Source organism: Clostridium swellfunianum (assembly GCF_023656515.1).
In the GTDB taxonomy this organism is placed as follows: domain Bacteria; phylum Bacillota; class Clostridia; order Clostridiales; family Clostridiaceae; genus Clostridium_AT; species Clostridium_AT swellfunianum.
Genome location: NZ_JAMOFV010000006.1, coordinates 3,705,892 through 3,718,216, shown reverse-complemented (window position 1 = coordinate 3,718,216; position 12,325 = coordinate 3,705,892). Strand labels below are relative to the sequence as shown.

Annotated in this window: 16 protein-coding genes; 2 read left to right on the top strand and 14 right to left on the bottom strand. The window is 31.4% G+C overall.

The features are described from left to right. Positions 1–197: 197 nt before the first annotated feature. The 12 genes from NBE98_RS17535 to NBE98_RS17480 form a co-directional block, all read right to left on the bottom strand. Positions 198–701, bottom strand: coding sequence for an NUDIX hydrolase (locus NBE98_RS17535; RefSeq protein ID WP_250816308.1), 504 nt, complete (start codon positions 699–701; stop codon positions 198–200). A gap of 38 nt (positions 702–739) precedes the next feature. Next, entirely contained in the window at positions 740–1,114 is a 375-nt protein-coding gene (locus tag NBE98_RS17530) for a hypothetical protein (protein WP_250816307.1), read from the bottom strand. Positions 1,115–1,131: 17 nt separating this feature from the next. Then, positions 1,132–1,527: a DUF2178 domain-containing protein gene (locus NBE98_RS17525; protein WP_250816306.1), complete on the bottom strand. Its 396-nt coding sequence runs from the start codon at positions 1,525–1,527 to the stop codon at positions 1,132–1,134. Between the two features lies 1 nt (position 1,528). After that, positions 1,529–1,726, bottom strand: coding sequence for a helix-turn-helix transcriptional regulator (locus NBE98_RS17520; protein ID WP_250816305.1), 198 nt, complete (start codon positions 1,724–1,726; stop codon positions 1,529–1,531). Between the two features lie 267 nt (positions 1,727–1,993). Then, complete coding sequence (locus NBE98_RS17515) at positions 1,994–2,317, bottom strand: DUF3784 domain-containing protein (RefSeq protein WP_250816304.1); 324 nt, start codon at positions 2,315–2,317, stop codon at positions 1,994–1,996. Positions 2,318–2,923: 606 nt separating this feature from the next. Then, the gene (locus NBE98_RS17510; RefSeq protein ID WP_250816303.1) at positions 2,924–3,808 is read right to left on the bottom strand and encodes a hypothetical protein; all 885 of its coding nucleotides are present in this window, start codon (positions 3,806–3,808) and stop codon (positions 2,924–2,926) included. Between the two features lie 25 nt (positions 3,809–3,833). Further along, positions 3,834–4,706, bottom strand: a complete 873-nt coding sequence (locus NBE98_RS17505) for a hypothetical protein (RefSeq protein ID WP_250816302.1) — start codon at positions 4,704–4,706, stop codon at positions 3,834–3,836. A 19-nt stretch (positions 4,707–4,725) separates the two neighbouring features. Further along, positions 4,726–5,205, bottom strand: a complete 480-nt coding sequence (locus tag NBE98_RS17500; RefSeq protein WP_250816301.1) for a flavodoxin domain-containing protein — start codon at positions 5,203–5,205, stop codon at positions 4,726–4,728. Positions 5,206–5,267: 62 nt separating this feature from the next. Beyond that, entirely contained in the window at positions 5,268–5,897 is a 630-nt protein-coding gene (locus NBE98_RS17495; protein WP_250816300.1) for a TetR/AcrR family transcriptional regulator, read from the bottom strand. Between the two features lie 185 nt (positions 5,898–6,082). Beyond that, positions 6,083–6,901, bottom strand: a complete 819-nt coding sequence (locus NBE98_RS17490) for an aldo/keto reductase (protein ID WP_284703656.1) — start codon at positions 6,899–6,901, stop codon at positions 6,083–6,085. Positions 6,902–7,431: 530 nt separating this feature from the next. After that, positions 7,432–8,655, bottom strand: coding sequence for an arginine deiminase (gene arcA, locus NBE98_RS17485; RefSeq protein WP_250816298.1), 1,224 nt, complete (start codon positions 8,653–8,655; stop codon positions 7,432–7,434). Positions 8,656–8,765: 110 nt separating this feature from the next. Beyond that, a complete protein-coding gene (locus NBE98_RS17480; protein WP_250816297.1) occupies positions 8,766–9,284 on the bottom strand; it encodes a GNAT family N-acetyltransferase in 519 nt (172 codons plus the stop codon). A 72-nt stretch (positions 9,285–9,356) separates the two neighbouring features. Between NBE98_RS17480 and NBE98_RS17475 the strand changes: the two genes are divergently transcribed. Continuing rightward, positions 9,357–9,707, top strand: coding sequence for an SdpI family protein (locus NBE98_RS17475; protein ID WP_250816296.1), 351 nt, complete (start codon positions 9,357–9,359; stop codon positions 9,705–9,707). A 66-nt stretch (positions 9,708–9,773) separates the two neighbouring features. Here NBE98_RS17475 and NBE98_RS17470 read toward each other — a convergent pair whose 3' ends face one another. Continuing rightward, a complete protein-coding gene (locus NBE98_RS17470) occupies positions 9,774–10,628 on the bottom strand; it encodes a helix-turn-helix domain-containing protein (RefSeq protein ID WP_250816295.1) in 855 nt (284 codons plus the stop codon). Between the two features lie 207 nt (positions 10,629–10,835). Between NBE98_RS17470 and mraY the strand changes: the two genes are divergently transcribed. Next, a complete protein-coding gene (gene mraY / locus NBE98_RS17465) occupies positions 10,836–11,789 on the top strand; it encodes a phospho-N-acetylmuramoyl-pentapeptide-transferase (protein ID WP_250816294.1) in 954 nt (317 codons plus the stop codon). Here mraY and NBE98_RS17460 read toward each other — a convergent pair. Continuing rightward, complete coding sequence (locus tag NBE98_RS17460; protein ID WP_250816293.1) at positions 11,767–12,240, bottom strand: CBO0543 family protein; 474 nt, start codon at positions 12,238–12,240, stop codon at positions 11,767–11,769. The two genes, mraY and NBE98_RS17460, sit on opposite strands and share 23 nt — an antisense overlap. Positions 12,241–12,325 lie beyond the last annotated feature (85 nt).

Sequence of the window (12,325 nt, the reverse complement as noted above, 5' to 3'; positions counted from 1 at the left end):
TTAATTACAGTTTTTCACTAATACCATTATACATCAACAGCATAATTTTCCATATGCTTACTTTAGCTGCGTGCGATAATTACATCTTATTAGTTATATAAAAAGAGCAGATAAAGCCTTCAATTACGCTTTGCCTGCAGATATGTTTCCATCTATTTCACCTATCCAAATAGTAATTAGGTTAATCTCTGGTTTCATCATTGTGTATGGTTATTAGCAATATACTTTCTAAGAGCATTAATGTGCATAGGATAAAATTTTTCAGGTTTTGCTATAAGCATGGCTTCTAGGTCCGACAATAACGCCCATCGAATGTTGCTTGTCTCGTTTGTTTTCTTTAATAATTCACCTTCTGCATGGCAAATAAATGTCTGCAATATTATAGAATACCCGCCTGATAAGTTTTGTGTGGAACAAAAGGGCATGTAGCTAATTGTTTCATAACCGGTGTCAAATGAAACTATTTTCTCTTCTTCTCCTTCTATTTCAACTACCTTTAAGCCAGTTTCTTCTGAAACCTCACGCCTTAAAGCATCAAATATATTCTCATACTCTCTTACCTTCCCTGCTGGAATTTCAATCATTCCAGTTTCAACAGTTTCATTACCCTTGTTCCTGTCTTGAATTAAAATATATTTTCTATCATTAACTGTTTTTTCAATTATTGCACCTGCTGCTGGTTTAGCAAATATTTCTTTCATATATATTACACTCCTTATAAACACTATAGAGATAAATTCTAATTTTCAAGAGTAATAGACCATTCCTTATCATTATCTTTAGAAATATTAATATTTTTTGCTCCGTTCCTATTATGATTGAAGCTAGCAGTAATTTGTTTGCTGCGAATAATCTGTTTATTTGCGTCCTCAAACTCTACTACAAAGGTATAGTTATCCTGTACCCCCATATCAAAATAACATTTTTGGTTTGATTCTAATTTACTTCCCATAACATCTGTTTGATTCCCTCTTTGAATAGCTAAGCTGTTAATAATTTCTGAACTCTTATTTGTAATAATTAGATTATTAGTATTCTTCTTAGTGCAACCAGTTAATAAAACTGTGATGCTTAATATTGCTAAAACAATTAAACACAATACTTTTTTCATCATAAATGCTTCCCTCCAAATTATAACATTTTACTATAATGAACTTTTGATATTTCAAAAGTTACTAGTTGCAGAATTACTATACAAGTTAAAGCAATAACTATTCCGCTTTTATCCTTTAAAAGATAATATAAAATGCATAGATTAATTGCAAATAAAGTAATATCATAGGTTAAAGCCTTTGCTTTCACTTTAATTAATATAGTTCGTTCATCTTTATTATCAATGCTATTTGTTTTTTTGTACGTTTGATCAACTGCTTCTCTGGCTTTAACAATTAAGTTATATAAGCCAACCACCATCAATATGGCACCAACACAAAACCATACAATTCCTTTGCCTCTTGTAAAAACATTTAAAAATATAAACATCCCTGTCAATGTAACTCCAATATGTATGTAATTTAATCTCTTCATCTTATTCCTCCTCGTAAATAAAAATGTCTTCTATGGCTAAGTTAAAGTATTTTGCAATTTTAAAAGCGAGTACAATTGAAGGGTTGTATCTTCCGTTTTCAAGTGAGCCTATTGTCTGCCTTGAAACTTCTAAAGCCTCTGCCAATTCTTCCTGCTTAATTCCTCTTATCTTTCTTAACTCTTCTAATCTGTTTTTCAAACCATATTACTCCTTTTTATAACTTATGGAAAGTTTACTTTCCATAGATAATATAACTCCATTTTTTGCATATGTCAAGTTCACTTTCCATTTTTCCAATGATATATATTTGAATTTGTGCAATACGATAAAAAACACCGTAAAATTCATATCTGAATAATACGATGTTTTATAAACTATTCGGTTTGCATTTCTAAAGGCTAGGAAATTGATATCCGTCTCTGCAGCTTTAGTTATCTTATCTTACATTCCACTTCAATCAAGTATTTACTTTTCAAACCTCTTATTTGTATTAGCATAAATTACCCCACAAATTATAGTAACAATAAATAATATATTTACGCATACCAGGATACTTCTAAAGTTTTCAAAGCCTAAGAGTCTAGAAACTGGGATAATTAATTGAATTAAGCCTAACACGAAAAGAAACTTACCCATAAACTTAGATAGCGCTTTTTCATCTGTTTTATCTTTTTCTTCCTGTGTAGCAGTATTGTAGCCTGCTATTAGGAAATTTGCTTTTCCCGTATTAATTATTAGAGCCACCATCCATAACAATATAGGTGTCACAAATGACATAATCGTCTCCATAATCCTCCTCCTAATTCTGATTAATATCTGAATCATTTTTCAACTATTTAATTTTATATTGCACATTTTTATCAATAGGTCTTATCTGAGTCTTGTTCATTAAGAATTCTTTTTAATATAAATTCTTAATGCCTTAATTAACAAGTAAATTATATATGGAAGTAGACCAATTAGAGCTAACCAAATCATCAACTTGAATATTCTTGTAAAAGCCATTAAAAACACTATTTCTCCCCCTTTTTATAACACACATAATTGCCCTAGATTACAATTCCTAATTAAATATATTATACATCAACAGTATAATTTTCCATATACTTACTTTAGCCATATGCGTTAATTTCATTTCATTAATTATATAAAAAAAGCAGTCAAGGCCTTCAATTACGACTTGACTGCTGCTGTGAGAGAAAATTCTCATCAACTTCATTGATTATAAATTATTTATCTCTCGGTTTAAAACACTTTTGAATATTATTTCTTTATGCTTATACCATGAATTATTTCATGAATACCTTTCTTCTTTTACATATTCTTCTGTTGTTTTAAAAATCTTTTTTATTTACTCATCATTTCATGATAGCAGATTTATATATAATACCTCTACTAAGAACTCTTTATATTTCTATAAAATTTTATATTAAAATATAGTGCAAAGAATGCTAAAACAACAAAGGTTGCTATCTTTGTTACAGCAGCTGCAAGTGAAAGAGGGATTTCTGCTTTTAGCTGAAATACTGTTTGAATAGGAAGCATTATCCCAACAACAGTACATACTGTAAGCAGCAGTGCTAGAAGAATATACCCTATTTTGCTTCGTTTCTTTAACTCATATATGCACATTAAAGCGGTTGGAGCAATTATACCCATATCTAACACATAGGTTATTTGCGTTGTGTAGATTTCAATTAGTTCTAAAGATCGTCCTAGTGCTAAAGACTTAATTATGTCTGGTAGCCATGCCACAATAAGTGAAATGCCCGTTAGCAGTAAAAATACATATATGCCTTTAAATGGCAACTTATCTCCCGTGCTGTTTTCAATTTGCTCTTTATCTATAGTACTGATTGCAATAATCAGTCCAAAAAGGCTGGAGGAAAATAGCGCTATATATATCAAGTGTAACACATTGTAAGTTACTCCGAATGCAATGCCCGTAGAGTAATAAGTAAATAGAGAAATAATCGAGATTAAAAATATACGATGCTTTAGCCCTTTTCTTTTTATATCCAATACTAGTGCAGTAATTAAAATTGGTATAGCAAAAAATAAAATTGTAAAATCTGTTCCACGAAAGATAGGTGCCATGAAATACGAATCATGTGCGTATAATCCATCCCCATATATTTTTACTGTATCACCATATTGGTTCACAAAGTCATATGCTTTTCCTCCTGTTTTATATAGAAGGCCCATGGATGATGTTATAATGCTAAAAATAATAATTAATAGAGTTACTAAATGCAAACTCTTGTCTCTGTTTTTACTCATAAATATCCCCCATTATTTGTTTTACTTAGGCGCATCCTTTACCATTAATATTTTTTAGCAGCAAAATCATGCAATAGAATATAACCAAGCTAAACGTAGGGAACATAATTATCTCTACAATCCCCATTGAAACACCTGAAATGTATTGGCTTATTATCATAGCTGTCAGAGCTGCCCCCATAGTAAAACCTTTCATAATTACTACTGAAGAAAGAAGGTAGCCAAAGGGTTTCCTTTTAATTAACAGCACACCGGATAAAAGTGCTATAGGTACTATAAATCCCAAATCTAAGCCTTGGACAACAAGGGTTGTATAATGCTCTAAACCTACAGGTACAGTTCCTTTTGTTATTGTAGGTATTAACTTACCCATCCAAAGCAACCATAATGCCGCAGCAAAGAATATTTGAAAGCCGCCCAGAAATTTTACTGGCAGCTTTTTATTAAATGCTGAACTTAAATTTTTTATATCAAAGGACATCATTAATAAGGTAAATGCAAAGAAACTTGCTGACATCAGCATTACATACACTATAAACATTGGGTTGTACATCCATAAAAAAACATAAGAAATATAGGTGTATAAGAAATAACCTAATGTTCCTGTAAGCAGCAACCTACCTTTCAAAGAATCCTTTATTGCAAGATAAAGTGATGCAATTAATAGGGGAACACCTAACGCAACTGTTACTATATCTTGTGCTATACCCTGCGCTGCTACTGCTACTGAATCATTCCTATACAAACCTTTTCCATAAATTTTAATTGTTTCACCTCTAAATGATTCAATTTCTTTAACTCCCGAACCAGCATTAGAGAAAATGCCAACCACCGATGCAAACACTGATAATATGATAATAAACCCTATAAGCAAGCTAATTGGCTTTTTATATTTCATTTATAACCCCTCCACCTAATTAAACGACATTCATTTCCTGGGCAAACTTATGAATATTATCCTTTAATATATTTGATTTATCAGAGGATACCTTTGATACCATTTTTACTATCAGCTTTTCCATAAAGCTCATTTTATCAAGTATAAATTCCCCACCAAAATATCCCTTTGCTGCTGCAATATTTAAAAGCTCTGACGGAAAGTTCTGATTTAATTCAGTATTGATTGCCTCACTTTCCTGCATTCCACAAATAAATAATCCAATTCCTTTTGCTTTTAACTTATCTAAATTCTTTGAGCAAAATTCTGTAACTTCCTTTTGTATTCTACCAATATAAATTGATCCGCCAACAATAACCTTGTCATATTTTGAAATATCAATATCCCCTGCATTCTTTAAATTTTTTATGTCTACTTTATCATTAAGCTCCTTAACCAAAAGCCCTGCGCATTTCTCTGTACATCCATATTTGCTTGAATAAACTATCAAAGTATTCATTTAATTACCCCCATTTTAATTATTTAAAACATTTTTTAATGATTCCGAATTATCTCTTCTACCTATTTAATTGTATTATCCTTAGCTATTCTTAATACTATATCTTTTGAATAAAAATCAATTAACCTTTGTCTTTGTTCTTCACGTAGGTCTCTTTCTATAGTGAGCTTCATAATAAGACCTAAGGTTGCCACTGCAATCATCTGAGCAGTTAATTCAATTGTATTTTCATCTACCTCTTTATCTTTATATATCTCCTGCAAGCATTGGCATAGTGCAGCTAATGCAGGCTTTTCTTTTGAAGCTCCTTTAAATAGAGAGGATGTATGCTTTAAGGCTTCTTTTGATTTATTTAACTGAGCTGCCATAAATTCATCAGGCATATTTAGTGCCGCTTCTATATAATTTCTAGTCATTTCTACCAGTCTTTCTTCAGGCGAAGCATTTTTCATCTCCGATGAAGATACAGCTGATATTATTTTCTTATAGCCTCTTTGCATTACGTTGTTTAATATTTCTTCCTTATCATTAAAATAATGATAAATAATAGCTGGAGAGTATTCAATTTTTTTAGCTATCTTCCTAATTGATAATTTTTCAAACCCCTCTAAGGCTATAATATCTCTAGCTGCTGAAAGAATAAATTCCCTCATTTCTTCTATTTCTCGTTCTCTTCTTTTTTCCATAGTCATTTTGTTATCCCTCGCTTTATTGAACACTGTTTTATTATTAAACACTGTTCAATTTAACGATAGCACTTTGTGTTTTAAATGTCAATAAAAGGACTAAAAAATAAAAAACAGGCAAGATTTTTAATTAAATCTTGCCTGTAATTCATAAAATAACCAACTATTTCATTCAATAATAAATTTTTTCCCTAAAACTTAAAACAATCAGGATCTGGTCCTACTCTTTTAAATTGATTAAGTTCATTAATTTTCATCATATCCTCATAAGTTAGATTAAAATCAAATACTTCTGTATTAGATTTGATGCGCTCCTTATTTACTGACTTGGGTAATGGAATAACGTTTCTTTGTAAATGCCAACGGATTATTACTTGTGCGGCACTTTTATTGTATTTTTTTCCAATCTCATTTAAGCATTCATTCGATATTATATTTGTTCCATTGCCACCCAACGGGCTCCATGCTTGAACCGTTATTTTTTGACTTTGACAGTAGTCAATCAGCTCCTGATTATTAAACATAGGATGGGATTCTATTTGATTAATCATTGGTTTAATCGTAGCTACTTTATCTAAATCTTCCAAATGATTTTTATGAAAATTACTTACGCCAATTGCTTTTATTTTTTTCTCGAAATATAATTCCTCTAAAACCTTCCACGCTTCTGCATATCCATTTACAGGCCAATGAATCAAGTATAGATCCACATAATCAGTCTGCAGCTTTTCTAAGCTTTCATAAAATGCTTCTCTAACATTTCCAGCTCGTATATCATCATTCCATAATTTTGTGGTCAGAAAAATATCTTTTCTTGATAAACCACTGTTTAGAATTGCATTTCCAACACTTTGTTCATTTCCATAAATCTTAGCTGTATCAATATGTCTATATCCGCTTTCAAAGGCCCACTTTACAGCATTTTCTGTCTGTTCCCCGAGCTCTGCTTTAAATACCCCAAATCCTATCACTGGAATATTAACTTCATTACTTAGTTTTATTTTATCCATTTTAATTATCATTCCTTTCGCTTTTAGTATATCACCAGTTCCTATTGTTTACCAAAGTGGATAAGGGTCACACTATCCCCTTTCAAATTTACTATTTATTGAGTTCTTTTATATATTTCATACATCATATTTTTTTTACAAGTTCTCACTAATCTAATTATACATCAACAGTATATTTTCCCAAGTACTTACTTGAAATTTTCGTACAGTCATATTCATTAATTGTAAGCTTATCTTCTAAATAAAAAGGCAGTCAAGGTTTTAGTTGAACCTTGACTGCAGTTCAGTATAGAAGAAATATTTTTCTCAGCGCGACTATAATCTAGATGCACACTAATCTCTTAAAACGCCCCAAAGTCCTCGCAGTACGAAAAGTTAAATTTTAAAAAAGTTAACAAGTTACTTTTTTTCTTCTGCGAGGGAATAAGCTCACTTACTAATCAGCATTCCTAATGCTATAAAACATATAGCGGAAAAGCATCAAAGTTTTTGAGTTTAATATTCTTCATACAAACTCCCCATTCAATTTGCTAAATCTTTTCTCTAATTAAAGGCATGCTCATGCATCTTGGGCCGCCTCGACCTCTAGATAATTCATAGGATTCAAACTCTAACACTTCTATATTATTTTTCCTTAAGGTTTCGTTGGTTACATGATTTCGATTATAACAAATTACTTTGCCAGGTGCTACAGCAAGTGTATTACTTCCGTCATTCCATTGTTCTCTGCTTGCTGCAATACGATCGCCATTGCCGCACTTTATTAGGTTTACTGCGGTTAGGTTTAGATGTCTTTTCAATATGCTAGATAAATCCTCATGCTCATACTTTATTTTTATTTCATCATTTTTTCCTCTATAGATACTGTATACATCTAAAGGGTCCTCGATGCCTGAAAATATAGTAAACTGATCATAATCCACCATAGTAAATACTGTGTCTAAATGCATATAGGCTCTAGTTTTAGGAATATCAAAAGCTAAAACTGTTTCAAAAGTCTCCTCTGAGCTTAACAGCTTATGTGCTAATCTTTCAATTGCTATTGATTCTGTTCTGTCGCTTATTCCGATAGCTAAAACCTTGTCTGAAAGAACTAAAATATCTCCGCCCTCAATTGGATGGGTTTTGTTTCTGTTATACCACCTTGGCACATCCTTGAACCTAGGATGATTATCAAATATGTATTTTGCAAATATAGTTTCTCTATTTCGTGTCTCATTGGCCATAACATTTAAAGAAATACCCGACCCAATAGATGCAAAAGGGTCTCTTTGAAAATACATATTAGGAATAGGATCCAGGTAAAAAGGATATGGATTTTTAACCATATCGCCAAGAGACTTGGGTTTAATATGATGAAGCTCCTCTTTTCTAATACCAGCTATACATTTTCTTATTATTTCCTGTGGTGAACATTGGCTAAACAGCTCCAAAATAGCTTCCTGAAGCCCCTCTGTAACAACTTTTCCTTCCTCCATAAATTCTTTTAGAAATTCAGCTCTAACCTTAGGGTCTTCTAAAATATCTGCCATAAGCTCAGTAAGATAAAGAACTTCTACACCTTCCTTACGTAAAATATCTGCAAATTGATTATGCTCCCTTTTTGCCTGTTTTAAAAAGACAATTTCATCAAATAATAATCTTCTTAAATAATCCGGAACTATATTCTCAACCTCTTCTCCAGGGCTATGAAGAAGGACACACTTAAGATTTCCTATTTCACTGTAAACAGAAATATTAGAATTAGAAACCACAAAATTCATCCCTTCCTTTAGTAATCTAATCCTTAGTGTTCCGTTTTTCTTTAAAAATTATGTTTTTGAAGTACTTTATTTGTATAATGGTTAACCGTATAGAAACAACTTTACAAGGTGAGTTTCATTAAATTATCTGTCTGTTCATCATCACCTAATTTGAAAATGTGTGTATCAAATTTTTGAAATCCTAGTTTCTCATAAAATTTTATTGCATTTATATTGTTTTCCCATACACCTAGCCAAATGTAACTGATATTATTACTAAGACCAATTTCTATAGCCTTTTGTATCAATAATTTACCGATATGTTTACCCTTATATTCCTTTAGGACATAAATTCTTTGAACTTCTAATGAGTTATAATGTCCTGCCTCTGTTTGCGCCTTGTCAAAATTAAGCTTCATATAGGCTACTACTTCTTCCTTCTCTTCAACTATATAAAATCTTGAATAATCATTTCTTATTTCATGCTCTAACTTCTCAAATGAAAAATGGTCTCTAAGATAGTTGTCCATATCTTCTTTCGTATTCTCATTAGAAAAAGTTTCATAAAAAGTTTTTTCACTTATAAATTTAACTTTTTCTATATCCTTTAAGCTGCACTGCCTAACTACTAAATTGTCCATAGTTTTATCCCTCCTATTGCTCCCAAATCATGGTATAATTGTATTATAATACATTAAGTGAGGTGATATTATATGAGTATTTTAACAAGTTGTATCATTGGATTGCTTTTTGCCTTATTTGGATTGGTGTTAATGAAATATCCACCAGAGCATATAAATAATAGCTTGGGATATAGAACACCCTTTGCAATGAAAAATAAAGAAACCTGGAATGAAGGTAATCGTTTCTTTGGGAAGGCGCTGTTGATTTGCAGTATTGTTTTTACATCCTTCTCTATATTACTTAGATATTTATATAGCAATAACTTAGCTTTATCAATGAAAATATCATCATCGGGTGTGGCTATCATCGCTATAGGGTGTATTATCTTTACTGAAATACATTTAAGAACCATATTTGATAGGTCTGGAATAAGAAAATAAGGCCATTGATAATTATACTTCTTTGGCCTTTCATCAATTCCGATTAGTTTATTTTTATCTACATTTTTAAAGAAGTTTACTTATAAAGTTATATGCAACCTCATCTTCCCATTGAGATATCTTAACATGCCCCACTCCCAAAGCATTAAAGTTTAGAAGCTCCTTAAGAGAGCTGTAATGCCCTTCTCTGTCTATTGGAATTTTGCTTAATAAAAGTTTTTGAACACAGGGCTTACTGTTTGCATCTGAAGGCAGCATAAGCATCGCTAACCCTCCAAGATATCTATCTTTATTAACATTTGGTTTAATCATGCTTATACAAGCAGTACCATTGCTTTGACCCTGCAGATTAAAAAATATTAGCTTATCCGAAGTGCTATATCCTCCAGAGAAGCATTTAATCACCTCTCCATTAGCCAGTATCTTAAATACTACAGAATTATTAATAATCTCAACAACACCTTCATGTATAGCTCCTCCCCTGGCTATATTAGTCACCAAGAAATAAGCATAGTATTTTTCTTCAAAAACCTTGATATCTACATCCTGACTGTTTTCCATATTTTCAATATCTATTGTTGTTAAAGGCAATGCTACAAGCTTTTCCATGCTTATACCATATATCTCACATATGTAAATTAAAGTTTCTATTGATGGAAAAGCCTCTCCTGATTTGTACTTAGAAAGCAAATCCTCTGATACACCTATTTTCTTAGCAAGATCCTTTTGAGTTGCTTCAAGCTTGATAAGCCTCTTTAGGTTATATACAAAGGTTTTAGAAACTTTTTCATATATACTGTTTTTTAAAGCCTTTACTTTATTAACATCTTCAAGTGCGCTATTTGAACTGCTTTTGATAAAATCCAGTTTATTTTTTACCTTTTCCTCAATTTCTATAAGCTCATGTAACTCTCTTTTCATTCTCCCATCTCCCTTGTGTTTCTCTGGAGTTAGTTCGTATTTTTCTATAATAACGCTCAAGTTAGTTGAATAATATTCAACTAATTATTTGATATTTTTCAACTAAATTTGATACTTATACATACTTATTGAGTCCTTACAGTTAATATATTACCATAATCATGAAGCTTCCAAAATATTTAAACAAAAATAAGGCTGGTGTTCATATTGAGAAAAATTGTTTATGCTATTTTATTAGGTTTTTTATTGTCTTCCATTATTGGGACAATACTTATTCCATTATTTAAAAGATTAAAGCTAGGGCAGAATATTCGTGAGGAAGGTCCTAAGAGCCATTATAAAAAAGCCTCAACCCCTACCTTTGGCGGTATTGTATTTATTCTCTCATCTATAATCGCAATGTTATTTTTCATAAAGCAGTATAACAAGGAAATTCAGTTTGTTTTCTATTCCTTAATAGTCTTCGGTTTCATAGGTTTTCTCGATGACTTTTTAAAGAAGGTACATAAAAAGAATGAGGGATTAACCTCAAAACAGAAGATGCTGCTATTACTTTTTGCTTCAACAACTTTTGCAATCTATGCATATTACAATCCCAGAATCGGGTCAACAATTATCCTTCCCTTTGGCGGAAGAATGATAGACCTTGGATTATTGTACATACCATTTATTATATTTATTTATGCAGCCACAACCAATTCAGTAAACTTGACGGATGGGTTGGACGGTCTAGCTGCATCAGTTACCCTTCTGGTAATGGTGTTCTTTGCTTTAGTAGCTTTTAATCTTGGTTATTATACCTTGTCAATCTTCTGCGGGTGCATGTCAGGTGCATTACTAGGCTTTTTGAGATTCAACTCTTTTCCAGCCAAAATAATAATGGGAGATACCGGCGCCTTAGCCCTTGGTGGAATGGTAGCAACAATAGCTATAATCCTCAAAACTCCATTTATCATTGCAATAGTTGGAGGAATATATGTTTTAGAAGCATTGTCTGATCTTATTCAAGTTATTTCCTATAAGACTACAGGCAAGAGAGTTTTTAAAATGGCGCCCATCCATCACTCTTTTGAACTATCAGGATGGCATGAAGCTAAAATTGTTTCCTTATTTTCAATAATAACAACAATTTTATGTCTTATAGGATTTTTATCTTTCTAAAAAACCATTTACTATATTTATGTGATATATAGAAAGTAATAAAGAATAAAGTCCAAGTTAAAAACCAATTCCAGCGTATATATTCAATAACATTGGTATATCTTTCTTCAATTACTTCGATAATTGTCAAAGTAGTGCAGTAATAAAAATAATACTTTAATTTTTGAATAGCACTTTTCTTTTCCGGATAATTAACAACAAATATAGCACAAATAGCAGGATATAAAAAGAATTCAAATAGAAATGTTGCTCTTGTAGCATATGGAAAAAATCTGATAGGGTATTTGATGAATCCATACTCTACAACTACTAATCCAAATGACCATGTTATTACAAGCTTAAACAAATAAGCTACATGTGCTTCACGAATCTTTTCTTTGGGAATATACCGAAATAGCAAAAATATTACTAAAATAGACTCAAGGGCATATATAATATATTCTATTATCAAAAGTTCATCTCCACCTAACTTAATAAAAATATATTTTTATTAATTATTAACTGCGTCTAATTTTCTGACCCCAATGGCCTTATGT

Excerpts from the sequence above, each read along its gene's own strand:
- NBE98_RS17535 (WP_250816308.1), bottom strand. The coding sequence starts at position 701 with ATGAAAGAAATATTTGCTAAACCAGCAGCAGGTGCAATAATTGAAAAA.
- NBE98_RS17530 (WP_250816307.1), bottom strand. The coding sequence starts at position 1,114 with ATGATGAAAAAAGTATTGTGTTTAATTGTTTTAGCAATATTAAGCATC.
- NBE98_RS17525 (WP_250816306.1), bottom strand. The coding sequence starts at position 1,527 with ATGAAGAGATTAAATTACATACATATTGGAGTTACATTGACAGGGATG.
- NBE98_RS17515 (WP_250816304.1), bottom strand. The coding sequence starts at position 2,317 with ATGGAGACGATTATGTCATTTGTGACACCTATATTGTTATGGATGGTG.
- NBE98_RS17510 (WP_250816303.1), bottom strand. The coding sequence starts at position 3,808 with ATGAGTAAAAACAGAGACAAGAGTTTGCATTTAGTAACTCTATTAATT.
- NBE98_RS17505 (WP_250816302.1), bottom strand. The coding sequence starts at position 4,706 with ATGAAATATAAAAAGCCAATTAGCTTGCTTATAGGGTTTATTATCATA.
- NBE98_RS17500 (WP_250816301.1), bottom strand. The coding sequence starts at position 5,205 with ATGAATACTTTGATAGTTTATTCAAGCAAATATGGATGTACAGAGAAA.
- NBE98_RS17495 (WP_250816300.1), bottom strand. The coding sequence starts at position 5,897 with ATGACTATGGAAAAAAGAAGAGAACGAGAAATAGAAGAAATGAGGGAA.
- NBE98_RS17490 (WP_284703656.1), bottom strand. The coding sequence starts at position 6,901 with ATGGATAAAATAAAACTAAGTAATGAAGTTAATATTCCAGTGATAGGA.
- NBE98_RS17480 (WP_250816297.1), bottom strand. The coding sequence starts at position 9,284 with ATGGACAATTTAGTAGTTAGGCAGTGCAGCTTAAAGGATATAGAAAAA.
- NBE98_RS17475 (WP_250816296.1), top strand. The coding sequence starts at position 9,357 with ATGAGTATTTTAACAAGTTGTATCATTGGATTGCTTTTTGCCTTATTT.
- NBE98_RS17470 (WP_250816295.1), bottom strand. The coding sequence starts at position 10,628 with ATGAAAAGAGAGTTACATGAGCTTATAGAAATTGAGGAAAAGGTAAAA.